Source organism: Enterobacter cloacae complex sp. IR5402 (assembly GCF_049238125.1).
Lineage (GTDB): Bacteria > Pseudomonadota > Gammaproteobacteria > Enterobacterales > Enterobacteriaceae > Enterobacter > Enterobacter hormaechei_C.
In genome coordinates this window covers 214,748-241,202 of the sequence record NZ_JBMKHO010000006.1, presented here as the reverse complement: position 1 = coordinate 241,202, position 26,455 = coordinate 214,748, and the positions used below count along the sequence as shown (strand labels likewise).

Below are 26,455 nucleotides of genomic sequence, written 5' to 3'. Positions count from 1 at the left end.
CGGCGCTACGCTTGCACGGGCCTACGGGTTAAGTAGGCCGGGTAAGGCGCAGCCGCCACCCGGCAAAAAGACAGCGTGTATCAGGCCTCTATATCCGCCATGTCGCCTTTCTCCTGTAGCCAGTTACGTCGATCTTCAGAACGTTTCTTGGCCAGCAGCATGTCCATCACGGCGTTAGTTTGCTGTTCATCTTCATCGCTGATGGTCAGCTGCACCAGACGGCGGGTATTCGGATCCAGCGTGGTTTCACGCAGCTGCATCGGGTTCATCTCACCCAGCCCCTTAAAGCGCTGAACGTTCGGTTTGCCCTTCTTGCGCTTAAGCTGTTCCAGCACGCCCGCTTTCTCTTCTTCCGTCAGTGCATAGTAAACTTCTTTGCCGAGGTCGATTCGGTACAGCGGCGGCAGCGCCACATGGACGTGACCGTTTTTCACCAGCGCGCGGAAATGCTTCACAAACAGCGCACAGAGCAGCGTGGCGATGTGCAGGCCATCGGAGTCCGCATCCGCGAGAATGCAGATCTTGCCGTAGCGCAGCTGGCTCAGATCGTCGCTGTCCGGATCGATACCGATAGCAACCGAGATATCGTGTACTTCCTGCGAGGCCAGCACTTCATCAGACGAGACCTCCCAGGTGTTGAGGATCTTACCCTTGAGCGGCATGATCGCCTGATATTCACGATCGCGCGCCTGCTTGGCCGATCCGCCTGCCGAGTCTCCTTCCACCAGGAACAGCTCGGTGCGGTTGAGATCCTGCGCGGTACAGTCCGCCAGCTTGCCCGGCAGCGCGGGGCCGCTGGTCAGCTTTTTACGCACCACTTTCTTCGCCGCGCGCAGACGACGCTGGGCGCTGGAGATCGCCATTTCAGCCAGCATTTCTGCGGCCTGAACGTTCTGGTTCAGCCACAGGGTAAATGCATCTTTCACCACGCCGGAGACGAACGCCGCACACTGGCGTGACGACAGGCGCTCTTTAGTCTGACCGGCAAACTGCGGATCCTGCATCTTCACGGAGAGCACGTAGGCGCAGCGGTCCCAGATATCTTCCGCCGACAGCTTCACGCCGCGCGGCAGAATGTTGCGGTATTCGCAGAACTCGCGCATCGCATCCAGCAGCCCCTGACGCAGGCCGTTGACGTGGGTCCCGCCGAGCATAGTGGGGATCAGGTTAACGTAGCTTTCGGTCAGCAGCTCGCCGCCTTCCGGCAGCCACAGCAGCGCCCAGTCCACCGCTTCAGTATCGCCTTCGAAATTCCCGACGAACGGTTTTTCCGGCAGGGTTGGCAGGCCGTTAACCGCTTCGCACAGGTAGTCGTTCAGACCATCGGCGTAGCACCAGGTTTGTTCGGTATTATTAACGTGGTCTTTAAAGGTGATTTCCACGCCCGGGCACAGCACCGCTTTGGCTTTCAGCAGGTGCGTCAGGCGGGAAACAGAAAAGCGTGGGCTGTCGAAGAAACTTTCGTCAGGCCAGAAGTGGACGCTGGTGCCGGTGTTGCGCTTACCGCACGTCCCGACGACCTGCAAATCCTGCACTTTTTCGCCGTTTTCAAACGCGATGTTATACACCTGGCCGTCGCGACGGACGTTCACTTCCACGCGCTTTGACAGGGCGTTAACCACGGAGATCCCCACGCCGTGCAAGCCGCCGGAGAACTGGTAATTTTTGTTGGAGAACTTACCGCCCGCGTGCAGACGACAGAGGATCAGCTCAACGGCGGGAACACCCTCTTCCGGGTGGATATCTACCGGCATGCCGCGGCCGTCGTCGATGACTTCCAGCGACTGATCGGCGTGCAGGATAACGTCCACGCGTTTGGCATGGCCTGCCAGCGCTTCGTCCACACTGTTATCAATTACTTCCTGGCCCAGGTGGTTTGGGCGCGTCGTATCGGTGTACATCCCCGGGCGGCGGCGAACCGGCTCAAGCCCGGTGAGTACCTCAATGGCATCAGCGTTATAGGTTTGCGTCATGATTTAAGCTAGCAATTCGCATTGATTGTCAGTGGCTGTGCAGTCCAAGAAAATCGACAATCTGGGTGAAATGATCTTCAAAGCCCGTGAAAGCATGGTTACCGCCCTCTTCTACAGTCTGGCGGCAGGATGCGTAATACGCCACTGCCTGGCGGTAATCCAGCACTTCATCTCCCGTCTGTTGCAGCAGCCAGATAAGATCGGGCGCTTCAAGCGGGTCGACCTGCATAACTTTGAGATCGTAAATATGGCGTGACTCTAGCACATATTGTTGGCCGGTGTAGGGGTTCTCGTTTTCGCCAAGAAAGTCCCTTAACAGCTCAAATGGCCGGACCGCCGGGTTGACGACAACAGCGGGCAACATAAAGCACTGCGACAGCCAGGTGGCGTAGTAGCCGCCGAGCGACGACCCGACAACGCCAAACGATTCGCCGCCGTGTTCCAGCACTAGCGATTCCAGCATCTCTGCCGCATCCGCCGGATAAGGGGGCAACTGCGGAATAATCATCTCCACGTGGGGATGATGCGCGCTCAGCCACTGGCGAAGCTGCGTCGCTTTCGCCGATCGCGGTGAGCTGTTAAACCCATGCAGATAGAGAAGCGTCGACATCAATAGCCTTCCGAAGCGGTATCCGGGCGGAATTGTGCCCCGGCCAGACGGCAAACTTCGGTGGTCAGCGAGCCATCGGCATGCAGCTCCAGCCAGCGCCAGCCCGGTGCGATGGTATCCAGCGTAAAGTTGGCGCAGTGCGGCTTAAACTGCACGCAGGTAGAGGGCGTCGCGAGCAGACGTCGACCGTTCCAGTCGAGATCCTGTTCCTGGTGAATATGACCGCACAGCAAATTTTTTACGCGCGGGAATTTCGCCAGCACGCCGTCCAGCGCCGCAGAGTTGCGTAAGCTGTGCTGATCGAGCCAGCTACAGCCCGCCGGCAGCGGGTGATGATGCAGTAACAGCAACGTATTGCGATTCGGTTCGGCGGCCAGTTTTGTCTCCAGCCAGTCAAGCTGATAGTCGCTCAACTCACCGTGCGGAACGCCAAACACCTGACTGTCGAGGAGCAGAATTTGCCACTGGTCCCCCGCAAAGACACATTTTGCCGGTGAAATCCCCGCATCCTGAAGCGAACTGTACATCGCGGGCTGAAAATCGTGATTGCCCGGCAGCCAGACGCAAGGCACGCTAAAGCTCGCAATCCCTTCAGCAAAATGCTGATAGGCTGCGGAGGATTGATCCTGCGCCAGATCGCCCGTCGCGACGATCAGATCGCATGGCCGCTTTTCAGCATGGATCGCGTCAAGAACCGCCTGATAACTCTCCCAGGTGTTCACGCCCAGAAGCGTCTCATGCTTTTCGGCAAAAAGGTGGGTGTCGGTGATTTGTAATATCCTGACTGGCGCCCCACCAGCAACAGTCAGGTTCAACAGGCTTTCCAAATGGTGTCCTTAGGTAGGTTTATGACGCTAACAAACCGGAATCGCCATTGCTCCATGTGCTAAACAATATCTTAGCCAGTCGGCTAAAAACTGGTTAATTTGATGCTTTTCGTCGCGTTGATGCAACTTTTTATTCGGATAATCATACCGCGCTTTAAAGCGAAAGATCTGCTGGCTTGAACACACTTCAGCGACCATCGCGTCATGATAAAGACGTACCGTCATCGACGGCAGGCTCCAGTAGCTGATGCTCGGCGCCGTTTGCTCAATCTCCACCAGCGTAGTGTAGCGCGTTGATTCTGTTATCGTTAACCGATACTGCGCGTTGCTCACCTGATAGCTCACCGTTTCGCCGGGCGCGTCGTTTCGCGGCAGCAGGCGGCGCAGCTGGGCGAAATTTGTTTCGCACAGGCGCATCATTTCTGGGAAGTCAGGTGTATAACGCTTCATTTTTTCCACTCGTGTCGTAATGTCTGATAATGCAGCTGTAGCCATTGCAGAGCGATGACAGACGCTGCGTTGTCGATTTTCCCCTCTTCTACCCACTGGTAAGCCAGCTCCCGACTCACCACATGAACCCGAATATCTTCGTTTTCATCTGCCAGACCATGGATCCCTTCCGCTGTCGTGGCGTCCACTTCGCCCACCATAATAGATGAACGTTCCGTTGTCCCACCCGGGCTTGCCAGGTAGCTCAACACCGGCTTCGTCCGGCCAACCACCAGGCCCGCCTCTTCCAGCGCCTCGCGGCGAGCGACGTCTTCGACCGACTCACCTTCTTCGATCATCCCGGCCACCATCTCCAGCAACCACGGCGTTTCGCTGGTATCATAAGCCGCAATACGCACCTGCTCGACCAGCACAACTTCGTCACGCACTGGGTCATAGGGTAGCAACACAGCCGCATGCCCGCGCTCAAAAATTTCGCGTTTGATTTCACCGCTCATCTCACCGTTAAACAGACGATGCCTGAAACGGTAAAGTTCCATTGAAAAAAAACCGCTATAAAGCGTTTCTCGTGCAATAATTTCTACATCGTTTTTGGCGAAGGTGACAGGCACGTTTTCTGGTTTTTGCATCGGTCGAGTCCTGGTAGCAATGGTGATGAAATTGTGAATTTCAAGGCTGTTTGGCTGCCGTTTGTATGGCTATATGGTAGATTGGAGCAAATTACCGCCAGATGGCACGTTACGCCAACCTTTTGGTGTGGATGATTCTGTTAGAATCGGCAATTATTTTTAATTAGATCAGCGCTAATACTGCTTCACAACAAGGAATGCAAATGAAGAAATTGCTCCCCATCCTTATCGGCCTGAGCCTGACGGGCTTCAGTGCAATGAGCCAGGCAGAGAACCTGTTACAGGTCTACCAGCAGGCACGTCTGGGCAACCCTGATTTACGTAAATCAGCGGCCGATCGTGATGCTGCGTTTGAAAAGATTAACGAAGCACGTAGTCCACTGCTGCCGCAGTTAGGCTTAGGTGCAGATTATACCTACACTAACGGTTTTCGCGATAATAACGGCATCAACTCAAATGCCACCAGCGCCTCTTTACAGTTAACGCAAACCCTGTTCGACATGTCCAAATGGCGTGAGCTGAGCTTGCAGGAAAAGAGCGCCGGCATTCAGGATGTCACCTATCAGACAGATCAGCAGACGCTTATCCTGAATACCGCGACCGCCTACTTCAACGTACTGAGCGCGATTGACGCCCTCTCCTACACCGAAGCGCAGAAACAGGCGATTTATCGTCAGTTAGATCAGACCACCCAGCGTTTTAATGTGGGTCTGGTTGCGATCACTGACGTGCAGAACGCCCGTTCACAGTACGATACCGTACTGGCTAACGAAGTGACCGCACGTAACAACCTCGACAACGCGCTGGAAGCACTGCGTCAGGTCACCGGTAACTACTATCCTGAGCTGGCCTCTCTGAACGTGGACAGCTTCAAAACAGACAAGCCGCAGGCGGTTAACGCCCTGCTGAAAGAGGCGGAAAACCGCAACCTGACCTTGCTGCAGGCACGCCTGAGCCAGGACCTGGCGCGCGAGCAGATCCGTCTTGCACAGGATGGTCACCTGCCAACCCTGAGCCTGAGCGCCTCTACCGGCGTATCGGATACCAGCTACAGCGGTTCTAAAACCAACACTGCCCAGTATGACGACAACAATATGGGCCAGAACAAAGTGGGCCTCAGCTTCTCTCTGCCGCTGTACCAGGGCGGGATGGTTAACTCTCAGGTTAAGCAGGCGCAGTACAACTTCGTAGGCGCGAGCGAGCAGCTTGAAAGCGCGCACCGCAACGTGGTCCAGACCGTGCGTTCTTCCTTCAACAACGTGAACGCGTCCATCAGCAGCATCAACGCCTATAAACAGGCCGTTGTCTCTGCGCAAAGCTCTCTGGACGCGATGGAAGCGGGTTACTCCGTCGGTACGCGTACTATCGTTGATGTGTTAGACGCAACGACCACGCTGTACAACGCGAAACAGCAGCTCTCCAGTGCGCGTTACCAGTACCTGATCAACCAGCTGAACATCAAGCAGGCGCTGGGTACGCTGAACGAGCAGGATCTGCAAATGCTGAACAGCACGCTGGGCAAACCGGTTTCCACGTCGCCTGACAGCGTCGCGCCGGAAAATCCACAGCAGGATGCCGCCGTGGATAATTTCACCGCTAACAGCAGCACCCCGGTTGCACAGCCAGCGGCAGCGCGTAGCACCTCACCTGCCAGCAGCGGCACGAATCCGTTCCGCAATTAAGCGTGTCATCAGGCCCACTGCGGCCTGATGCCCTCACCTCAGCCCTCTCCCACAGGGAGAGGGAGCACATTAATCCCCCCCCGAACGTAAGCCAACGTAAAGATCCCCCGGATTTCGCCCCTCGTCGCTTCATTTTCAACCACTCATCCTCTATCCTGAGCGTTATTACCACTGGGTCCTGGAAGACAAATATGAAACGGACAAAAACGATGAATCACGCGTCGTTCCGCAAAAGCTGGAACGCACGCCACCTGACACCTGTCGCGCTGGCGGTCACCGCCGTCTTTATGCTGGCAGGCTGTGAGCAAAACGACGAAACGGTTTCGCTGTATCAAAACGCCGACGACTGCGCGAGCGCAACCGGTAAAGCCGCTGAGTGTACGACGGCGTATAACAACGCCCTGAAAGAAGCGGAACGTACCGCGCCGAAATATGCCTCACGCGAAGACTGTGTAGCCGAATTCGGTGAAGGCCAGTGCCAGCAGGCACCTGCTCAGGCGGGTATGGCACCGGAAAACCAGGCGCAGGCACAGTCCAGCGGCAGCTTCTGGATGCCGCTGATGGCGGGTTATATGATGGGCCGTTTGATGAGCGGCGGTGCGGGCTACCAGCAGCAGCCGCTGTTTAGCTCCAAAAACCCGAACAGCCCGGCCTACGGGAAATACACCGATGCCACCGGCAAGGGTTACGGTGCTGCAACGCCTGGCCGTACGATGACCGTACCGAAAACCGCAATGGCGCCGAAACCAGCCACCACCAGCACCATTACCCGTGGCGGCTTCGGTGAGTCTGTTGCCAAACAAACCACCATGCAGCGTAGTGCGACCGGCTCCTCAACTCGCTCAATGGGCGGCTGATCATGGAACGAGTCAGTATTGCCGAGCGCCCGGACTGGCGCGAAAAAGCCACCGAATACGGTTTCAACTTTCACACCATGTACGGCGAGCCGTACTGGTGTGAAGATGCTTACTATAAGCTCACGCTTGCTCAGGTCGAAAAGCTTGAAGAAGTGACCGCAGAGCTGCACCAGATGTGCCTGAAGGTGGTTGAGAAAGTCATCGACAGCGATGAGCTGATGACCAAATTCCGCATTCCGAAGCACACCTGGAGCTTTGTTCGTCAGTCCTGGAAAACGAACCAGCCTTCGCTCTACTCTCGCCTCGATCTGGCATGGGATGGCGTGGGTGAACCGAAGCTTTTAGAAAATAACGCAGATACGCCAACCTCCCTGTACGAAGCCGCGTTCTTCCAGTGGATCTGGCTGGAAGATCAGGCGAATGCCGGAAACTTGCCGGAAGGCAGCGATCAGTTCAACAGCCTTCAGGAAAAGCTGATTGAACGTTTCGTCGAACTGCGTGAACAGCACGGTTTCAACCTGTTGCACCTCGCCTGCTGCCGCGATACCGAAGAAGACCGCGGTACGGTTCAGTATTTGCAGGACTGCGCAGCCGAAGCGGAAGTGGCGACGGAATTTCTCTATATCGAAGATATCGGTTTAGGTGAAAAAGGTCAGTTTACGGACATGCAGGATCAGGTGATCAGCAACCTGTTCAAGCTCTATCCGTGGGAATACATGCTGCGGGAAATGTTCTCTACCAAACTGGAAGACGCTGGCGTGCGCTGGCTGGAACCAGCCTGGAAGAGCATTATCTCCAATAAAGCCCTGCTGCCGATGCTGTGGGAGATGTTCCCGAATCACCCGAACCTGCTGCCTGCTTATTTTGCCGAAGATGATTTCCCACCGATGGAGAAATACGTCGTTAAGCCAATCTTCTCCCGTGAAGGGGCAAACGTCTCGATTATCGAAAACGGTAAAACGCTGGAAGCAGTTGAAGGGCCGTACGGTGAAGAAGGGATGATCGTCCAGGCGTTTTATCAACTGCCGAAGTTTGGCGACAGCTATACGCTGATCGGCAGTTGGCTTATTAACGATCAGCCTGCCGGGATTGGCATTCGCGAAGATCGCGCGCTGATTACGCAGGATCTGTCACGTTTCTACCCGCATATTTTCGTCGAGTAAGACTTGCCGGGTGGCGGCTTCACCTTACCCGGCCTACATGTCGAGCGTAGGCCCGGTAAGCGCAGCGTCACCGGGCATGTGTTTACCCCACCTGCACCGACAGCATACTCAAACTCCCCATCTCAATGCCGTCGACCGGGGTTGTAATAACCTCCTGACCGTCCCATGCGCCTAATACATACAGCAATGGCAAGAAGTGTTCCGGCGTCGGGTTAGAGAGCGAACCGCCATCGTGCTCCAGATAGTTCACCAAAGGGTGCCGTTCGACCGGCCCTTGCCAGGCCAGGTTGTCTTTTACATAGTCATTAAAGGCTGTTGCCCAGGGGTACGGCGTATTTTCACCGTGCCAGCGTACCGTACGCAGATTGTGTACCACGTTGCCACTGGCTATCAGCATGATGCCCTCATCACGAAGCGAAGCCAGCTTACGCCCCATCTCCATGTGCCAGGCAGCTGGTTTGGTGCTGTCGATACTCAGTTGTACCATCGGAATATCGGCATCCGGATACATTTTGATCAACACCCCCCATGAGCCATGGTCAAAGCCCCAGGCTTCTTTGTCCAGCGCAACCGGAACAGGGGCAAGCAGATCAACCAGCCGCTGCGCCAGCTCAGGGGAGCCCGGCGCAGGATAATGCGTGTCATACAGCGCCTGCGGAAAGCCGCCAAAATCATGAATCGTTTTTGGCGTTTCCATGGCCGTCACGCCGGTACCCCGGGTAAACCAGTGCGCAGAGACCACCACAATTGCCTTCGGACGCGGTAACGTCTCACCCAACTGATGCCAGGCGCGGGTATAGACGTTATCTTCCAGGACGTTCATTGGGCTGCCATGGCCTAAAAACAGTGCTGGCATACGAGAAGAAGACATGGTGATATCCTTAGAGGAGGTGTCAATGTGATAGGCCTACATTACGCGCATTCAGGTGAAGATGAACGCAGATAACCGTGAAGATCATCATCAGGAAATTTGAATGCCAGATATCGCTTAAGGAGAATGCATGTCAGTACCGTTGATTTTGACCATACTTGCGGGCTCCGCAACCTTTATCGGTGCGTTCCTCGGGGTACTCGGGCAAAAACCCTCTAATCGCCTGCTGGCCTTCTCGCTGGGTTTCGCCGCCGGGATCATGCTGCTTATCTCGCTGATGGAGATGCTGCCCGCCGCGCTTCACACCGAAGGGATGTCGCCTGTTCTGGGCTATGGCATGTTTATCATTGGCCTGCTGGGTTATTTTGCACTCGACCGTATTCTTCCTCACGCGCACCCGCAGGATTTAATGCAAAAAAGCGTTACCCCCATTCCGGGAAATATCAAACGCACGGCCATTCTGCTGACGCTGGGTATCAGCCTGCATAACTTTCCGGAAGGTATCGCCACCTATGTCACGGCCAGCAGCAACCTGGAAATAGGTTTTGGTGTGGCGCTGGCCGTGGCTTTGCACAATATTCCTGAAGGACTTGCCGTTGCCGGGCCCGTTTATGCCGCCACGGGTTCAAAACGTACAGCTGTCTTTTGGGCAGGTATCTCCGGCATGGCTGAAATTCTCGGCGGCGTGCTGGCGTGGCTGATCCTCGGTAGCCTCGTATCCCCGGTTGTAATGGCTGCAATTATGGCTGCCGTGGCCGGGATTATGGTCGCGCTCTCTGTCGATGAGCTGATGCCGCTGGCAAAAGAGATCGATCCCAACAATAACCCAAGCTACGGCGTGCTGTGTGGAATGTCAGTGATGGGGATGAGCCTGGTTCTGCTGCAAACGGCAGGTATTGGCTAAGAATTAATGCCTCCGTTTTTATACGGAGGCTTTATATTATTCAAAAAAACAATCCTATATATTTTACATATAATAACCCACAAAATATAAATCTATTAAAACCCCGAAAAAAGAAGCCTCTTCAGATAGCCTGAAAATATTAATTAAAACCATCTAAAAATATATTTAAGTCACGTTAATCGCGTCTCCCCGCCCCAATCCGTATACTTTGCGAGTATTCTGAAATTAATATTCACATTACGAATCAATCTGAAAAAGGATATTTTCATGTATATGGGTAAAAAATTGCTGTTAGCGGCAGCTATGGCTGCCATTGTATCGGGTTCTGCGTTTGCTGATGATCAAGGCTCAGGCAAAATCAAATTCAAAGGCGTGGTTATTGACGCACCATGCAGCATCGCTCCAGACAGCGTTGATAAAGAAGTCGACCTGGGTGAAGTGACTACGGCCGTTATCAACGCCAACAAAAAATCCACGCCGGTTCCGGTCGATATCAATCTGGAAAACTGCCAGCTTGACGATCCGGCAGACGAAACCGACACGCCAATTACTAAAGTGGAAGTGACCTTTACCAGCGCAGCGACAGATGCGACGGATACCAGCCTGATGAGCAACACCTTTGCAAACGGTGCGCAGAACGTGGGCGTCCGTCTGCTGGATAACGCGGAAGGCAACATCACGCTTGGTCAGCCAAACGTGCTTGATCTGCTGGCGGGTTCAACCACCCAGACGCTGCATTTCAAAGCGGTTATGGAAGTCCCAACAGGTAAAACTGCGACGGCAGGCCAGGTTGAAGCCACGGCTAACTACGTCCTGATGTACAAATAATTCCGTTACGTCACGGTATCAGCCGACTGGCAATCCATGCCGGTCGGCACTCTTTATTTATTCGAGTAACAGGATGATGACATACAAAGTACAATGGATAATCATCATTGCGTCCCTGTTAATGACGATAGTTGCCTCTGCCACTGAATTTAATATAAACGCCATCGATAAAGATCAGCGCGGCAGCGTCGATTTATCACGTTTTAAAGATCAAATATCGGTTACGCCGGGAAGCTATTTCGTTACGGTTTCAGTTAATGATATTCCGCTGGCAAATGGCTGGCAGCTTCGCTGGCGAGAAATAAATAACGCAGTTCAGGTCTGTATTCCCCCCGCGCTGGCCGATACATTCGCATTGCAGGATGACGTTCGTCACGCTTTGCCGGAAAAAGAGGGATGCGTTGATTTCGCCACCAGACCAGACATCAAATTTATTTTTGAGCAAGGCAGCCAGACCCTGAAAGTAACGATCCCCCAGGCGTGGCTGCAATACCGTGCGGTTGACTGGATGCCGCCATCCACCTGGGACAACGGCGTGCCAGGCGTACTGCTGGATTACAATCTTTTTGCCAGCCATTATCAGCCCAATAGCAGCGGCAGCAATGACAACGCCAATACCTATGGTACCGCCGGTGCGAACATGGCCGCGTGGCGTCTGCGAAGCGATTACCAGTACACGCGAAGCGATACTGAAGCAGGCTCAGAGCAGGATGGCCGTTTTTCACGCGTGTATATGTTCCGCCCTCTGCCCTCGATCGGTGCGAAACTGACGCTGGGTGAAACGGATTTCCAGTCCTCCATTTTTGACGCCTTCACCTACACCGGCGCATCGCTAATCAGCGATGAACGTATGCTGCCATGGTCGCTGCGCGGCTATGCCCCACAGATTACCGGAATAGCACAAACCAACGCCACCGTGGCCGTAAGCCTTGCCGATCGCGTGATTTACCAGAGTAAAGTGCCACCAGGACCCTTTGTTATTCAGGATCTTAACCAGTCGGTTCAGGGCACGCTGGACGTCAAAGTCACGGAAGAAGACGGACGCGTCAACACCTTCCAGGTCTCGGCTGAATCCGTGCCGTTTTTAACGCGCAAGGGCCAGGTGCGCTATAAGCTCGCGGCGGGTAAAGCGCGCCAGGGCGCCTCCCATGATGTTGAAGATAATACCTTCATGAGCGGCGAATTTTCCTGGGGCATGCTGTCGCACACCTCTCTGTATGGCGGCACGCTGGCCGATGGCGACCGTTATCGTTCCGTCGCTGCCGGGATCGGCCAGAATATGGCCTGGCTGGGGGCGCTCTCTTTTGACGTCACGCAGGCTACCAGCCAGCTGCCACACCAGCGCAGCCAGACGGGTTACAGCTATCGCATTAACTACAGCAAGCGTTTCGATACCACCGGCAGTCAGCTTACGCTCGCCAGCTACCGCTACTCAGACCCACAGTTTTTGAGCTACGCCCGCTACCTGGATTATGACAACGGTGACCGCCAGTCGGAAAAACAAACCCTGAGCGTGACGGCAAGCCAGTACATTTCAGCGTTATCCCTGAACCTGTACGTCAATATGCTGCGTCAGACATGGTGGAATGATTCACCCTCCACGACCGGCAGCATCACGGCGGGCTACAACTTTGATATAGGTCGCTGGAAGAACCTTGGCGTAACCCTGTCCTGGAGTAAAACGCATTACGAGGAGGAAGACGAAAATGACGATACTCAGTTTTATCTCTCGCTCAGCGTACCGCTCGATCCCGATCATCGACTTAACTATGACCTGCGTAACAGCGACACGCTGAGCCATAACGTGTCGTGGTATGACACGTCGGATCGCAATAATACCTGGGGCGTTTCCGCAGGTACGGAGAGCGGGAAGCCAGATTCCGGCGCGCAGGTCAGCGGGAATTATCAGCATTATTCTGCGTACGGCGATCTCAATCTCTCCGGCAGCTATAAAGCTGACGAATATAACTCCCTCAGCGCGAGCTGGAGCGGTTCCTTCACCTCAACGGCGAAAGGCGCCGCGCTGCACCGGCGCAGTTACGGTAATGAACCCCGCGTAATGGTCAGCACCGACGGGGTAGGCCATGTCCCGCTGAACATGTCGCGCGATGAAACTAACCGTTTTGGCATCGGCGTTTTACCGTCATTCTCCAGCTATTCCCCCTCCAGCGTGCAGGTCAATATGAACAACCTTCCGGATGGCGTGGACGTGGACAACCGCGTCGTGACCTCAACCTGGACTGAGGGGGCCATTGGTTATCGTCAGATTGCCACGCGCGCAGGTCAGGACGTAACAGGCGTTTTGCGGATGTCGTCAGGAACACCACCACTCGGGGCGATTGTTCGCCTGGATGAAAGCAATTTACAGGTTGGGATGGTGGCCGATGAAGGCCGCGTCTGGCTCGGCGCCGTTGAGCCAGAACAGCAGTTTCGCGTGACATGGGGCGACAACCAACAGTGTCGCTTCTCGTTACCTTCTCACTTAGAAAAAAGTATGCAGTTGATACTGCCGTGCCAGTAAGAAATCATCATGAAATTAACGCCGATTAAAAGCCTGTGCCTGATGCTGATCAGCACAACATTTACCGCCCACGCGGCCATTAACCTGGACCGCACGCGCATTGTTTTTCCAGAAAGCGACAAGGCCAGCAGCCTGAAAGTGGACAACCAGAGCAAGGCGCTGCCTTATCTGGCGCTCTCCTGGATTGAAGATGAAAAGGGGCAAAAAGAAGATGTGCACTTTATGGCGCTTCCCCCCATTCAACGTATCGAAGCGGGCGCCTCGTCGCAGGTAAGAATTGTTAAACAAGCCGCTACCCGCCAGTTGCCAAAAGACAGGGAATCGCTGTTTTATTTCAACCTGCGTGAAGTACCGCCTAAAAGCACCAGCGCCAGCGAGGAGCGCAGCGTGATGCAGGTTGCCATGCAGAGCCGAATTAAGCTCTTCTGGCGTCCGGAAGCGATTCGCAAAAAATCTGGCGAACTGACTGAAATGCGTATGGAAATTACCGCCAACGCGAAAGGGCTCACGGTCCACAACCCTACGCCGTACTACATCACGCTGGCGTGGCTGAGCAAAAATGCCAAAACCATGCTGCCGGGTTTTGACAGTCTGATGATTGCGCCTTTCGCCACGGCAACCGCCTCTACCGGCGATTACCACGGTAGTTATTACAGCATCGGCTACATCGACGATTACGGCGCACTGAAAAAAGTCGACGTACAGTGCACCGGAACGGTTCTATGTAAGCTTAACGAACGGAAAATCGATAAAGATGCGAAAGCTCACTAGTTTCCTGCTTACATTGCTGCTTACAGCGCTGCCTTTGAAAGAAGCGCTGGCGCTCAACTGCTATCTGGGTGGATCTGGCGGCCCCGTCGAGGAGACAAAAACGATCTCCCCTTTTGCCATACCCAGCAACGCTCAGGTTGGCCAAAAAATATGGGAGTCTGATGACATTAAAATTCCGGTGACGTGTGACAATAACGTCACAAGCGGTTTCAAGCCGGAAGATGTTTTTGCCTGGGTAAACCCTTATCCTGCCGCAACCGATCCCTATTATGAACTGGGCGTCACCTATGAAGGCATAGATTACGATGCCACAGGCCAGCCCAACGGCGTGGATACCCGCCAGTGCCTGGACAACGATAACATCACCATTTACACCCCGGATCAAATCCGCCAGATGGGTTGGGAGAATCGCATCTGCTCTGGCAATCCGGATGATATCCACATTACGCGCACGTTCGTCGCCCGTTTACGACTTTTCGTGAGAATTAAGGCTATGCCGCCACATGGCTATGTCAGCTCGCTCAGCGATTACATCGTTGTGCAGTTTGACGGTAAGGGCGGCGTTAATCAGATGGCCGATGCGAAGAACCTTAAGTATCACATCAACGGACTGCAAAACATTACGGTGCTTGATTGCGGGGCGACGTTTACCATTTACCCTGAGAATCAGGAGATCGACTTTGGCACCTTCAGCGCGCGCGACATCGTGAATCAGCAGACGCGTTTGCGCACGTTTTCAATACGAACCACCAAAGTGCAGGATGCCCAGTGCTCGGATGGATTTAAGATGGACTCGTCGTTTTACACAACCGAAACGCTCAGCGCAGACGACACTGCGGTACTGATAGGGAATGGGTTGAAACTGCGTATTCTTAACGGAACGGCCCCTTACACCTTCAACCAGTACAAGGAGTACGCCGATTTTACGGGCGATAAGATGAATGTTGAGCAAAACTACACAGCTGAACTTTCACGGGAAGAAGGGAAAGCGATTCAGTCCGGGCCGTTCGAAACCGTGGTACTGTTCAAAATTAACTACCACTAGAAACAAAAAAACCGGGTTTCCCCGGCTTTTTTACATCAGCATGTTCAGCTGGCTTTGCGCTCGTGCGCGCGGCGGTACTCAACCAGATCTTCAATCGTCACCACTGGCATATTGTGCAGACGCGCAAAGGTGATGCACTCCGGCGCACGCGCCATGGTGCCATCATCGTTGGTCAGTTCGCACAGCACGCCTGCGGGTTTGAAGCCAGCCAGCGTCACCAGATCGATGGTCGCTTCGGTATGACCACCACGGGTCAGCACGCCGCCCGGCTGCGCGCGCAGCGGGAAGACGTGACCAGGGCGGTGCAGATCGGAAGGTTTCGCACCATCAGCAATCGCTGCACGCACGGTGGTCAGACGGTCAGCCGCCGACACTCCGGTGGTTACGCCATGCGCCGCTTCAATGGTCACAGTGAAGCCGGTACCAAAGGCGCTGGTGTTGTTTTCAACCATCATCGGCAGATCAAGCTGCTGGCGACGGTCTTCGGTGATGCACAGGCATACGATGCCGCTACCGTGACGGATGGTCAGCGCCATCTGCTCAACGGTCATGTTCTCGGCGGCAAAAATCATGTCGCCTTCGTTTTCACGGTTTTCATCGTCAAGCACCATCACACCGCGGCCTTCGCGCAGGGCATCCAGTGCATGTTCAACACGTTGAATTGAAGTGCCAAAAGAGGAAAGTAGCGTCTGATTCATGGTAAAAAAACCTCATTAACTTTATGGTTACCAGAATCAGGGCAGTCTTAGGAGCGCCGTACAAGCGGCAAAAAAATAACGTGAGCGGGCTTTGCCCGACTGGATCGTTACTCTCTCCCATCCGGACTCTAACCGTCGGCCCCGGAATTACACCGGATCTGCTGACCTTTGAGAATTCACCCAAAGCGCTCGCGGGCTTTCAGCGTTAAGCTGATTTACCGCCGGTGGGGAATTTCGCCCCGCCCTGAGAATAAGCGAGATAACTATAACGCTATTGATTACCCTGGGCAATGCATAAGCTTCAAACAATTTTGTTTAACCCGCGGCATGACACGCTACAATAGGCACTAACACCTTTTCATCAAGGGAAACGACAATGATTGACCCAAAGAAAATTGAGCAGATCGCGCGTCAGGTTCATGAGTCCATGCCGAAAGGTATTCGTGAGTTTGGTGATGACGTTGAGAAGAAAATCCGCCAGACGTTGCAGGCACAGTTGGTTCGCCTTGATTTAGTCAGCCGCGAAGAGTTTGACGTGCAGACGCAGGTGCTGCTGCGCACCCGCGAGAAGCTGGCGCTGCTGGAACAACGTTTGACCGAGCTGGAAAACCGCAATGCGCCGGAAGAAGTGAAGCCAGCGCCAGCTATTCCACCGGTGGATGACCAGGCATAAGTGCGGCCTGATGCCCTCACCCCAGCCCTCTCCCACAGGGAGAGGGTGAAAAACGAACGGGCCAACAGGCCCGTTTTTTACTGACTGCCTTTCTGGATCTTCTTAATGATGTTGGTGGTTGAACACCCGTCCTCAAAGTTGAGCACCATTACTTCACCACCATTCGCCCAGACCTCTTCGCTACCTGCGATTTGCTCTGGTTTGTAATCACCGCCCTTCACCAGCAGGTCAGGCAAAATTCCGGCAATCAGGCGCTGCGGGGTGTCTTCTTCAAATGAGACCACCCAGTCCACCGCTTCCAGCGCGCCGAGCACTATCATGCGCTGCTCCAGCGGGTTAACCGGACGCGTTTCACCCTTCAGACGTTTGGTTGAGGCATCGCTGTTGACCGCCACAATCAGGCGGTCGCCCAGCTTGCGCGCATTCGCCAGATACGACACGTGGCCCGCATGCAGGATGTCGAACACGCCGTTCGTCATCACCACTTTTTCACCGCGTTTGCGCGCGGCGGCAACGGCCACTTTCAGCTCGTCTTCGGTCATGACGCCAAAGCCGGTATCCGCACGCCCACGCACCGCGTTTTCCAGCTCAATTGGCGAAACGGTGGAGGTCCCGAGTTTACCGACGACCACGCCCGCCGCGGCGTTCGCGAAGTAGCATGCTTCTTCCAGGGAGTTACCCGCCGCCAGCGTCGCCGCCAGCACGCCAATCACCGTATCACCGGCACCGGTCACGTCGTACACTTCCTGCGCCTGGGTTGGCATATGCAGCGGCGCCTTGCCCGGTTGCAGCAGCGTCATGCCCTGCTCGGAACGGGTCACCAGCAGCGCAGACAGCTCGAAATCAGCGATGATTTTCATGCCGCGCTCAACCAGCTCTTCTTCAGTTTTGCACTTGCCCGCCACCGCTTCGAACTCAGAGAGGTTGGGCGTCAGCAGGGTTGCGCCGCGATAGCGCTCGAAATCGGTGCCTTTCGGGTCGATCAGCACCGGAACGCTGGCTTTGCGCGCCAGCTGGATCATGGTCTGCACGCTCGCCAGCGCGCCTTTGGCATAATCAGACAGCACCAGCGCGCCAATATTGCCCAACGCCTGGTTAATGCGCTCGTGCAGCGGCTCGGGATCAACGCCTTCGAACCCTTCTTCAAAGTCGAGGCGGATTAGCTGCTGGTTACGCGACAGCACGCGAAGCTTGGTGATGGTTGGGTGGGTCGGAACAGAAACGAAGTCACACTTCACATTCACGTCCGCCAGCGACTTGCTCAGCGCACGCGCCGCATCGTCAATGCCGGTCAGGCCAACCAGACGCGAATGTGCGCCCAGAGAGGCTATGTTCATCGCCACGTTTGCCGCGCCACCGGGACGCTCTTCAATGGTGTCGACCTTTACCACCGGTACCGGTGCTTCCGGAGAGATGCGGCTGGTCGGCCCATACCAGTAGCGATCCAGCATCACATCACCGACAACCATAACTCCAGCACGTTCAAACTCTGGCAGTGTTACTTTCATTCCTGACTCCAGAAAGATTCACAATTTGCGCGCGATAATATCACACTTGTTTTGTTACGCACGGTTCCACTAGCCACTTCTGCCAGCTTGTAGTCACCTGCGCGCGTTCGTCGGCGAAACAGTCCAGCGCCACATGGCCCGGCTGTTCCTGTAATGCCAGATGGTGCAACTCATCACGCAGTGTGGTGTAGGCGCGGGTTAAGGCCTGCGCCTCCTGCTCATCCATAATGTCGTTCTGCGCCAGCAGTTCCAGTATGCGCACGTTATCCGACCAGCGGGTCAGCTTCGGCTTATCGTGCGCGTGCAGCAGCACCAGGTACTGAGTGATAAACTCAATATCGGTAATCCCGCCTTCATCGGCTTTGATATCAAAGCGATCGCGATGTTTGTTGCCAAGGTGCGCGCGCATCTTCTCCCGCATTTCCCGCACTTCGGTTTGCAGCGTACTGCCCTCGCGCGGGGTCGTCATGACCGCCTTGCGGATCGCATCGAACTGCGTTTTGAGCTGCGGATCGCCATACACCACGCGGGCGCGCACCAGCGCCTGATGCTCCCACGTCCAGGCTTCGTTCTTCTGATAGTCGGCGAAAGCCTCCGTCGAGGTGACCAGCATGCCTGCCGCGCCGGACGGGCGCAGACGCGCATCCACTTCATACAGAATGCCGGATGAGGTGCGGGTGCTGAACAGGTGCATGATGCGCTGGGCCAGGCGCAGGTAGAACTGCCGTCCGTCAATCTCACGTTCGCCGTCGGTCATGACGTCTGCCGGACAGTCGTGGAGGAAAATCAGATCCAGATCGGAGCTGTAGCCCAGTTCCCAGCCGCCCAGCTTGCCGTACCCCACCACCGCAAAACCGCGGCCTTCACGGTCAGCAAGGTGCTTCGGCTGGCCGTAGCGGGCTACCATTTGCACCCACGCCTGGTGGACAACCGCGTCGATGATCGCTTCCGCCAGCCAGGTTAAGTGATCGCTCACTTTCATTACCGGCAGGGTACCGGCGATATCTGCCGCCGCCACGCGCAGCATCTGTGCCTGCTTAAACTGACGCAGCGCCTCAAGCTGTTGCTCTTCGTCCTCTTCCGGCACGCGCAGCAGATACTGACGCAGCTCGTCGCGGTAGGCATCCGTCGCCGTCGGCTGATAGAGGGTATTCGGGTCGAGCAGTTCGTCCAGCAGAAGCGGATAACGCGCCAGCTTGTTCGCCACCATCGGCGAGGCGGCGCAGAGGGAAATCAGGTGCTTCAGCGCACCGGGAAACTCGCTTAACAGCTCAAGGTAAGTGGTACGCGTGACGATCCCACTCAGCAGCGGCATCATGCGCGACAGCGGCACCGGCGCATCGTCGCGGGAGCAGACATCGCTCAGCAGATGCGGCATCAGATGATCCAGCACCTGACGACCGCGTGGGCCGATAGCGCGTTTGTTCAGTTCGAGGCGGAAATCGGCAATCAACGCCACCACGCGATGGCGGGCATCGTCGCTTAAGTGCGCCAGCACCGGCGTGGTGTCATCTTCCTGAAGCGCGTCCTGCCACAGTTCGCGCCAGTGCTCGGAGAGCGCATCGTCCTGCGATTCAGTTTCGTCGTCGCCGATCAGATCGTTAAAGATGCGGCGCACGCCCGCCATATGCGCTTCCAGCCGTTGCGTCAGCGCCGCCCAGTCATCCACCCGCATCCCCCAGGCCAGACGCGCCCGGTTCAGCTCATCGCCCGGCAACGTCTGGGTCTGTTCGTCGTTGATACTTTGCAGCAAATTTTCCAGACGACGCAGGAAGAGATAAGAGTCACGCAGCGTTTGCGCGTCGCCTTCCGGCAGCAGATGCAGCTGATCGATAGCGCTTAGCGTCGGCAGCAGCGAGCGGGATTGCAGAGAAGGTTCACGCCCGCCGCGTATCAGCTGGAAGACCTGGACGATAAATTCGATCTCACGAATACCGCCAGCACCGAGCTTGATGTTGTCTTTCAGGCCACGGCGACGCACCTCGCGGGCAATCATCCCTTTCATATTTCGCAGGGACTGGATAACGCTGAAGTCGATGTAGCGGCGGAACACGAACGGGCGCAGCATGGCGCGCAGCTCGTTGGCGTAGGCATCGTCGCTGTCGCCCATGATCCGCGCTTTGACCATCGCGTAACGCTCCCAGTCGCGACCCTGCTCCTGGTAGTAATCTTCCAGCGCGGCAAAGCTCAGCACCAGTGGCCCGCTGTCGCCAAACGGACGCAGGCGCATGTCCACGCGGTAAACAAAACCATCCTGCGTGGGCTGATCCAGCGCCTTAATCAGCCGCTGCCCCAGACGAGTAAAGAACTGGGCATTGTCCAGCTCGCGACGGCCGCCGCGCGTGGAGCCGTTCTCGGGCCAGGCAAAAATCAGATCGATGTCTGAGGAGAAGTTCAGCTCGCAGCCGCCCAGCTTGCCCATCCCCAGGATCAACAGTGGCTGAGGAACCCCTTCCTCGCTGCACGGCGTGCCCCACTCTTTACAGCAGGCGGCGTAGAGCCAGTCCCGCGCGGCGACAATCAGCGTCTGCGCCAGCTCGCTCAACTGCTGCAAGGTGCTCTCTTCACTCACCAGCTCCAGCGCCTGCGCCCAGGCAATGCGTACCATCACCCGGCGGCGGAACTGACGCAGAACGCGCATCAGCGTGGCTTCGTCTGCCACCTCTGCCAGCGCGGTTTGCAGCCAGCCAGCATAATGCCGCCACTCGTCAGCCTGCGGCGGCGCGCTTTCCAGCTCTGCCAGCCAGTCCGGGTTAGCGCTGACGCTCTCCTGCACAAAATCACTGAACGTGAGCACGCTTTTCGCCTGCTCGCTTAACGATGACGCGGGTAACGACTCAGGCAGGCGTTCGCAAACGGTCTGCCAGTGCTGCTGTAACTGCGAAGAAAGCGGCATATCAGGGGTTCCTTGCCAGAATTAACGTTTTCCGCTGTGCAGCCAGTACGGATCCTGCGAAATGGCCTCGTTGCGGAAATGCTCGATCTCAATCTGCTGACGGGTCTCGATGGCATGCTTAAGCCCCTGCCAGTTCTCCAGCCAGGCCTGCGCCTTCACGCCCTCATACGCACCCGACAGCAGCAACATGCTGTCGATGTTACGCGCCAGGCGGGGAAGCTGATCGCCATACTGGTCGCCCAGCGGATGCGCAAAGGTGGTTCTCAGTTCGGCCGCGTGACGGGAGAGGTGGATATCCGCAAAACGTTTGAAGTTTTCCGCAATTTTGGTCTGCCCTTTCGCATCGAGGAAGGTGCGCCAGCCGCGCGTCACCAGAAATTCGGTCAGCGCCAGTTTCGCGCTGGCGTTTTGCGGGCTGTAGATCGCCGTTTGTGCCGACACGTCGGAAAGCATCAGCGTTTCGGTTTGAGTGAGCAAATCACGTAAGTGAGTGCTGGCTTTACGCGGTACAATGCCGCCAAAGAGCGTCAGGGTATGACGTACCAGCCCCATAGCGGCCAGCACCTGTTTTTTGGCATTTTTCACGTTACGCGCCCACAGCTCCTCGTGGTACTGCCACTGAGAGAGTGCCAGCTCCAGCGCCGCTTCCATCCCCTGCTCAACGGAGGCTTTCGGCACAACGCGCAGAATCGGGGTTTCTCGCAGCACGCGCGGCGCATTCCCGGCGGCCAGGTGATAGCCGCGTGCCGCTTTACTCAGGCTGCCCTGACGCAGTCCAGGCTGGTTCACCAGCTTGCGCGCCAGCTTCAGCACATCGCTCGCGTCGCCATCAAGCAGTTCGAGTTCCAATTCGCAGATCGGCTCCTGCTCTTCACCAGCCTTAATTTCACCCCGATCAAACGCGATCTCAATGCGGCTCTTGCCTTCCGTCACCAGCCATTTCTCGCGCCAGAAATCGGTGCTGAACAGCGGTTGCGCCTCTGCCGACAGCGTTGCGGGCAGCGTTCCTTCCGGCCACACTTCCGCCGGAAAACGATCCAGCTCAAGTTCTGGCTTACTGATGTCGATATTGTATTCCGGACGCTGGTGTAAACCGCCCACCACGCGACCGGCGATTTTCATCGTCATCTCGTAGCGCCCGTTCGCACCCCGGATGCGCAGGCCCATATCATGGTTGCGCAGCCAGTTGTCCGGCGTTTCGTAATAGATGTTGAGCAGCTGTACGGGTTCATGGTGCTCGCCGGACAGCGTATTCAGATGCTGGCGGAGCGCGTCAGCGCTGTCTTTTTCGACGATAAACTTTAATTCGATCTCTTGTGCCATAGCCTTGTACTTTTGCGTGCGTCACAGACGCGTCGATGAAGGCGAACTTCCTCGCCATTTGTTTGTCAGTACATAGTATTTTGCGCCAAATTGCCACGCAATGAGCAATTTGACGGGCGTAAAAGTTTAAAGCGGTGGAAATCATGACACAGATGATTCCGATTGATGATGAATCCTTTGCGTAGCGACACTGATACCACTACTATCGTTCCACTTTTTATGAAAATAACGACTGATATGCTTAAATTACGCCTGATTGGACTTACTTTACTCGCTTTTAGCGCCGCAACCGCGGTCCACGCTGAAGAGAAACGTTACGTTTCTGATGAACTGAATACCTGGGTACGCAGCGGCCCTGGAGACAATTATCGCCTCGTGGGTACGGTAAATGCCGGCGAGGAAGTGACTCTGCTGCAAACCAATGCAGACACCAATTACGGTCAGGTTCGTGACAGCTCTGGCCGCACCTCATGGATCCCGCTGAAAGAGCTGAGCACGGTGCCAAGCCTGCGCACCCGCGTGCCGGATCTGGAAAATCAGGTGAAAACCCTGACTGACAAGCTGAACAACATCGACGGCACCTGGAACCAGCGCACCGCAGAGATGCAGCAGAAAGTGGCGCAAAGCGACAGCGTGATCGCCGGTCTGAAAGATGAAAATCAGAAGCTGAAAAATGAGCTGATCGTCGCGCAGAAGAAAGTGAACGCCGCGAATCTACAGCTGGATGACAAACAACGCACCATCATCATGCAGTGGTTTATGTATGGCGGCGGAGTGCTGGGCGTCGGTCTGGTGCTGGGTCTGGTGCTTCCTCACCTTATCCCAAGCCGTAAACGTAAAGACCGCTGGATGAACTAACTCGTCTTCTCTGCCACACTTACGTATCATCTTGCGAAAAGAGAAAACGGGAGTGTTGGCGTGAAGAGTTATCTGGTCGGTGGTGCGGTACGTGATGCGTTATTAGGTCTGCCGGTCAAAGATAAAGACTGGGTCGTGGTCGGTGCCACGCCCGAAGCGATGATTGACGCGGGCTACCAGCAGGTCGGCCGCGATTTTCCTGTGTTCCTCCATCCGAAAAGCCGGGAAGAGTACGCCCTGGCGCGAACCGAACGGAAATCCGGTTCCGGTTATACCGGCTTCACCTGCTATGCCGCGCCGGATGTGACGCTGGAGCAGGACTTACTGCGCCGCGATCTCACCATTAATGCCCTGGCGCAGGACGAAAACGGCCATATTATCGACGTCTACGGCGGCCAGAACGATCTGCGCGACCGTCTTTTACGCCATATTTCCCCCGCCTTTTCTGAAGATCCGTTACGCGTACTGCGCGTGGCGCGTTTTGCCGCCCGTTATGCCCATCTCAGCTTCCGCATCGCCGACGAGACGATGGCGCTGATGACGGCCATGACCGACGCGGGCGAGCTGGAACACCTGACGCCAGAACGCGTCTGGAAAGAGACCGAAAACGCCCTGACTACCCGTAATCCGCAGATCTTTTTCCAGGTTCTGCGCGACTGCGGGGCGCTGAAAGTGCTGTTCCCGGAAATAGATGCGCTGTTTGGCGTGCCCGCCCCGGCGAAATGGCACCCTGAAATTGATACCGGCATTCACACCCTGATGACGCTGAGCATGGCCGCTATGCTCAGTCCTGAAGTGGACGTGCGCTTTTCCACTCTCTGCCATGACCTCGGCAAAGGGTTAACGCCAAAGGAATTGTGGCCACGCCATCACGGGCACGGTCCGGCTGGCGTAAAGCTGGTTGAAGGGCTTTGCCAGCGCCTGCGCGTGCCGAATGACATTCGCGATCTGGCAAAGCTGGTCGCCGAGTTCCACGACCTGATCCACACCTTCCCGATCCTGAAACCCGCCACCATCGTCAGGCTGTTTGATAACATCGACGCCTGGCGCAAGCCGCAGCGCGTGGAGCAAATTGCGCTGACCAGCGAAGCCGACGTGCGCGGCCGCACCGGGTTTGAAGCGTCCGATTATCCGCAGGGCCGTTTGCTGCGTGAGGCGTGGGACGTAGCGAAAGCGGTGCCAACGAAAGAGGTGGTGGAGGCAGGGTTTAAAGGCCCGGAGATCCGCGAAGAGCTGACGAAGCGGCGGATTGATGCGGTTGCGGCGTGGAAGGAAAAACGTTGCCCTCAGCCGAAAGACTGAGGGCGGTCGGTCATCAGAAGAAGACCACGTACACGGCAGCCGCGACGATAAAGCGGTAGATCGCGAACGGAATAAACGAAATACGCTTAATCAGTTGCAGGAAGGTTTTGATGGCGATCAGCGCCACAATGAAGGCGGTGATAAAGCCCACGGCGAACATCGGAATGTCACCCACGGTCAGGAAGCCGATGCTTTTGTAGAGATCCAGCGCGGTGGCGCCCATCATCATCGGCACCGCCAGCAGGAACGAGAACTCAGACGCCGCGTAACGGCTCACGCCCATCAGCATCCCGCCGGAAATGGTTGCCCCTGAACGGGAGAAGCCCGGCCACAGCGCCAGACACTGGAAGCAGCCAATCATAAACGCCTGACGATACGTCATATCGTCCAGACCTTCCGCACGCGGGGTTTTTGGCTTCAGCACTTCGGCGGCAATCAGCAGGAAGCCGCCGACAACCAGCGCGTACATCACGTTAATCGGGTTGAAGAGCGATTTAATGGTGTCGTGGAACACCAGCCCCAGCACCACTGCCGGGATCATCCCGAGCAGAATATGAATCAGCGTCAGACGCCCCTTGCCCTCTCCTTCACGCTGCGGCAAACGCCCGAAGTGGATGCCGATCAGACCAAACAGACGACGCCAGAACATCACAACCACCGCCAGGATAGAGCCCAGCTGGATCACCACCTCAAACGTCTTTGCGGTATCGCCTTCAAAGCCCAACAGATGGCCAACGATAATCATATGGCCCGTACTGGACACCGGCAAAAACTCCGTCAATCCTTCGACCACACCCAGTATTGCCGCCACCAGCAGCGAGTGCATATCGCTCATCTATAAACCCCTAAAAAGATATAAAAAAACGGTTGCCACAACGGCTACCGTGAAACATACAGCTCTAAGACCGATATAACCTAAAATGGTTTAGCTATTATGACGTTAAATCTTTCCTTTCAGATTTGTGCCACGCTCGATAATCACGCCCACGTTGGCGGCGCGCGCCACCGCGCCCGGCTTGCTTAGCTTAATGCGCACCCACGGGGAGTTAAATTTGCTCAGCAGCAGGTCTGCCACCTCTTCCGCCACGCGTTCTACCAGCGCAAATCGTTGCCCTTCCACATGGCCGATGACCGTTTCACTGATGTCGGCGTAGCTCAGACAATCATTCACATCATCGCTTTTCGCTGACTTGCGGTTATCCCAGCCCATTTCGATATCGAACACCAGTTTCTGCTCGATGGTCTGTTCCCAGTCGTAAACACCAATTGTGGTGATTACCGAAAGTTGCTCTATAAATACAATATCCATCACGACCTGCCTGCTTTTTGGCTAAACCGGATACCACTTCCGGCGAATTATGCGTATTATCCACAGATGCTGAGAATACAGATACATTTTCAAAACGGAACAGCGTTATGAGTGCAATCGCGCCTGGAATGATTATCCTCGCCTACCTTTGCGGCTCAATCTCCAGCGCCATTCTGGTCTGCCGCATCGCCGGGTTGCCTGACCCGCGTGAAAGTGGTTCCGGGAATCCGGGGGCGACCAATGTACTACGAATTGGCGGCAAGGGAGCAGCCGTAGCGGTTTTGATTTTTGACGTTCTGAAAGGAATGCTTCCCGTCTGGGGCGCGTATGCGCTCGGCGTCACACCCTTCTGGCTGGGGCTGATAGCCATCGCCGCCTGCGTCGGCCACATCTGGCCTGTTTTCTTTGGTTTTAAAGGCGGTAAAGGCGTGGCCACTGCGTTTGGCGCGATTGCGCCGATCGGCTGGGATCTCACCGGCGTGATGGCGGGCACCTGGCTGCTGACCATCCTGCTGAGCGGTTATTCGTCGCTGGGCGCCATCGTCAGCGCACTGATCGCCCCGTTCTATGTCTGGTGGTTTAAACCGCAGTTTACCTTCCCGGTGTCAATGCTCTCGTGTCTGATCCTGTTGCGCCATCACGACAACATTCAACGCCTGTGGCGTCGTCAGGAAACGAAGATCTGGACGAAGCTCAGACGTAAAAAGAAAGACGCTCAGTAAACCGTTCGTTATGCCTTATAACCAAATGTGATTTT

At 55.8% G+C, this 26,455-nt stretch carries 24 protein-coding genes and 1 riboswitch; of the genes, 12 read left to right on the top strand and 12 right to left on the bottom strand.

Annotated features, from left to right (window positions below; genetic code table 11):
• Positions 1–80 precede the first annotated feature (80 nt).
• From parE to nudF, 5 genes are read right to left on the bottom strand one after another with little or no spacing between them, the layout of a single operon-like run.
• Positions 81–1,973, bottom strand: coding sequence for a DNA topoisomerase IV subunit B (gene parE / locus ACOTXL_RS13080; protein WP_003862513.1), 1,893 nt, complete (start codon positions 1,971–1,973; stop codon positions 81–83).
• A 28-nt stretch (positions 1,974–2,001) separates the two neighbouring features.
• Positions 2,002–2,583 (bottom strand): esterase YqiA, encoded by a 582-nt coding sequence (yqiA, locus tag ACOTXL_RS13075; protein ID WP_023314863.1) that lies wholly within the window; start codon positions 2,581–2,583, stop codon positions 2,002–2,004.
• The gene (gene cpdA / locus ACOTXL_RS13070) at positions 2,583–3,410 is read right to left on the bottom strand and encodes a 3',5'-cyclic-AMP phosphodiesterase (RefSeq protein ID WP_023314864.1); all 828 of its coding nucleotides are present in this window, start codon (positions 3,408–3,410) and stop codon (positions 2,583–2,585) included. Before cpdA ends, yqiA begins: the two co-directional genes overlap by 1 nt.
• 27 nt (positions 3,411–3,437) lie before the next feature.
• The gene (locus ACOTXL_RS13065; RefSeq protein WP_003862516.1) at positions 3,438–3,860 is read right to left on the bottom strand and encodes a DUF1249 family protein; all 423 of its coding nucleotides are present in this window, start codon (positions 3,858–3,860) and stop codon (positions 3,438–3,440) included.
• Positions 3,857–4,489 carry an ADP-ribose diphosphatase gene (gene nudF, locus ACOTXL_RS13060; protein WP_003862517.1) on the bottom strand — a complete coding sequence of 211 codons (633 nt, stop codon included), beginning with the start codon at positions 4,487–4,489 and terminating at the stop codon, positions 3,857–3,859. Before nudF ends, ACOTXL_RS13065 begins: the two co-directional genes overlap by 4 nt.
• A gap of 203 nt (positions 4,490–4,692) precedes the next feature.
• On the opposite strand from nudF, the gene tolC reads away from it, so the two are divergent.
• The 3 genes from tolC to ACOTXL_RS13045 all read left to right on the top strand — a co-directional run bounded on the left by tolC (position 4,693) and on the right by ACOTXL_RS13045 (position 8,191).
• Complete coding sequence (tolC, locus tag ACOTXL_RS13055) at positions 4,693–6,171, top strand: outer membrane channel protein TolC (protein WP_023314865.1); 1,479 nt, start codon at positions 4,693–4,695, stop codon at positions 6,169–6,171.
• A gap of 191 nt (positions 6,172–6,362) precedes the next feature.
• Positions 6,363–7,028, top strand: a complete 666-nt coding sequence (locus ACOTXL_RS13050; RefSeq protein ID WP_003862522.1) for a DUF1190 family protein — start codon at positions 6,363–6,365, stop codon at positions 7,026–7,028.
• A gap of 2 nt (positions 7,029–7,030) precedes the next feature.
• Positions 7,031–8,191, top strand: a complete 1,161-nt coding sequence (locus tag ACOTXL_RS13045) for a glutathionylspermidine synthase family protein (RefSeq protein ID WP_023314866.1) — start codon at positions 7,031–7,033, stop codon at positions 8,189–8,191.
• A gap of 82 nt (positions 8,192–8,273) precedes the next feature.
• Here ACOTXL_RS13045 and ygiD read toward each other — a convergent pair whose 3' ends face one another.
• A complete protein-coding gene (gene ygiD / locus ACOTXL_RS13040; protein WP_045350464.1) occupies positions 8,274–9,062 on the bottom strand; it encodes a 4,5-DOPA dioxygenase extradiol in 789 nt (262 codons plus the stop codon).
• A gap of 130 nt (positions 9,063–9,192) precedes the next feature.
• Between ygiD and zupT the strand changes: the two genes are divergently transcribed.
• The 5 genes from zupT to ACOTXL_RS13015 all read left to right on the top strand — a co-directional run bounded on the left by zupT (position 9,193) and on the right by ACOTXL_RS13015 (position 15,131).
• On the top strand, positions 9,193–9,966 hold the full coding sequence (gene zupT / locus ACOTXL_RS13035) for a zinc transporter ZupT (protein WP_045350465.1): 774 nt from the start codon (positions 9,193–9,195) through the stop codon (positions 9,964–9,966).
• Positions 9,967–10,233: 267 nt separating this feature from the next.
• Positions 10,234–10,794, top strand: coding sequence for a fimbrial protein (locus tag ACOTXL_RS13030; RefSeq protein WP_003862529.1), 561 nt, complete (start codon positions 10,234–10,236; stop codon positions 10,792–10,794).
• Positions 10,795–10,870: 76 nt separating this feature from the next.
• Positions 10,871–13,315, top strand: a complete 2,445-nt coding sequence (locus tag ACOTXL_RS13025) for a fimbria/pilus outer membrane usher protein (protein ID WP_045335736.1) — start codon at positions 10,871–10,873, stop codon at positions 13,313–13,315.
• 9 nt (positions 13,316–13,324) lie between these two features.
• Positions 13,325–14,086 (top strand): fimbrial biogenesis chaperone, encoded by a 762-nt coding sequence (locus ACOTXL_RS13020; RefSeq protein ID WP_022651871.1) that lies wholly within the window; start codon positions 13,325–13,327, stop codon positions 14,084–14,086.
• Positions 14,070–15,131, top strand: coding sequence for a fimbrial protein (locus ACOTXL_RS13015; protein ID WP_045335737.1), 1,062 nt, complete (start codon positions 14,070–14,072; stop codon positions 15,129–15,131). The genes ACOTXL_RS13020 and ACOTXL_RS13015 overlap by 17 nt, the downstream gene beginning before the upstream one ends.
• A gap of 44 nt (positions 15,132–15,175) precedes the next feature.
• Here ACOTXL_RS13015 and ribB read toward each other — a convergent pair whose 3' ends face one another.
• Positions 15,176–15,829, bottom strand: coding sequence for a 3,4-dihydroxy-2-butanone-4-phosphate synthase (gene ribB / locus ACOTXL_RS13010; protein WP_045335738.1), 654 nt, complete (start codon positions 15,827–15,829; stop codon positions 15,176–15,178).
• Positions 15,830–15,934: 105 nt separating this feature from the next.
• Positions 15,935–16,085: riboswitch (FMN riboswitch) on the bottom strand.
• Positions 16,086–16,205: 120 nt separating this feature from the next.
• Here ribB and ubiK point away from each other — a divergent pair.
• On the top strand, positions 16,206–16,502 hold the full coding sequence (gene ubiK, locus ACOTXL_RS13005; RefSeq protein WP_003862539.1) for a ubiquinone biosynthesis accessory factor UbiK: 297 nt from the start codon (positions 16,206–16,208) through the stop codon (positions 16,500–16,502).
• Positions 16,503–16,579: 77 nt separating this feature from the next.
• Here ubiK and hldE read toward each other — a convergent pair whose 3' ends face one another.
• From hldE to ACOTXL_RS12990, 3 genes are read right to left on the bottom strand one after another with little or no spacing between them, the layout of a single operon-like run.
• Positions 16,580–18,010 (bottom strand): bifunctional D-glycero-beta-D-manno-heptose-7-phosphate kinase/D-glycero-beta-D-manno-heptose 1-phosphate adenylyltransferase HldE, encoded by a 1,431-nt coding sequence (gene hldE / locus ACOTXL_RS13000; RefSeq protein WP_045335739.1) that lies wholly within the window; start codon positions 18,008–18,010, stop codon positions 16,580–16,582.
• Positions 18,011–18,050: 40 nt separating this feature from the next.
• The gene (glnE, locus tag ACOTXL_RS12995; protein WP_003862541.1) at positions 18,051–20,906 is read right to left on the bottom strand and encodes a bifunctional [glutamate--ammonia ligase]-adenylyl-L-tyrosine phosphorylase/[glutamate--ammonia-ligase] adenylyltransferase; all 2,856 of its coding nucleotides are present in this window, start codon (positions 20,904–20,906) and stop codon (positions 18,051–18,053) included.
• 21 nt (positions 20,907–20,927) lie between these two features.
• Positions 20,928–22,229 carry an inorganic triphosphatase gene (locus ACOTXL_RS12990; RefSeq protein WP_045345585.1) on the bottom strand — a complete coding sequence of 434 codons (1,302 nt, stop codon included), beginning with the start codon at positions 22,227–22,229 and terminating at the stop codon, positions 20,928–20,930.
• 237 nt (positions 22,230–22,466) lie between these two features.
• Here ACOTXL_RS12990 and ACOTXL_RS12985 point away from each other — a divergent pair, with 237 nt between their 5' ends.
• Both ACOTXL_RS12985 and ACOTXL_RS12980 read left to right on the top strand, forming a co-directional pair.
• Positions 22,467–23,087, top strand: coding sequence for a TIGR04211 family SH3 domain-containing protein (locus ACOTXL_RS12985; RefSeq protein WP_001303390.1), 621 nt, complete (start codon positions 22,467–22,469; stop codon positions 23,085–23,087).
• A 60-nt stretch (positions 23,088–23,147) separates the two neighbouring features.
• Complete coding sequence (locus ACOTXL_RS12980; protein WP_003862543.1) at positions 23,148–24,389, top strand: multifunctional CCA addition/repair protein; 1,242 nt, start codon at positions 23,148–23,150, stop codon at positions 24,387–24,389.
• A gap of 13 nt (positions 24,390–24,402) precedes the next feature.
• Here the strand turns inward: ACOTXL_RS12980 and bacA are convergent, their stop codons facing one another.
• A complete protein-coding gene (bacA, locus tag ACOTXL_RS12975) occupies positions 24,403–25,224 on the bottom strand; it encodes an undecaprenyl-diphosphate phosphatase (protein ID WP_003862545.1) in 822 nt (273 codons plus the stop codon).
• 105 nt (positions 25,225–25,329) lie between these two features.
• On the bottom strand, positions 25,330–25,698 hold the full coding sequence (gene folB / locus ACOTXL_RS12970) for a bifunctional dihydroneopterin aldolase/7,8-dihydroneopterin epimerase (RefSeq protein ID WP_003862547.1): 369 nt from the start codon (positions 25,696–25,698) through the stop codon (positions 25,330–25,332).
• 107 nt (positions 25,699–25,805) lie between these two features.
• Between folB and plsY the strand changes: the two genes are divergently transcribed.
• Complete coding sequence (gene plsY / locus ACOTXL_RS12965) at positions 25,806–26,420, top strand: glycerol-3-phosphate 1-O-acyltransferase PlsY (RefSeq protein WP_003862548.1); 615 nt, start codon at positions 25,806–25,808, stop codon at positions 26,418–26,420.
• The last annotated feature ends 35 nt before the right edge of the window (positions 26,421–26,455 follow it).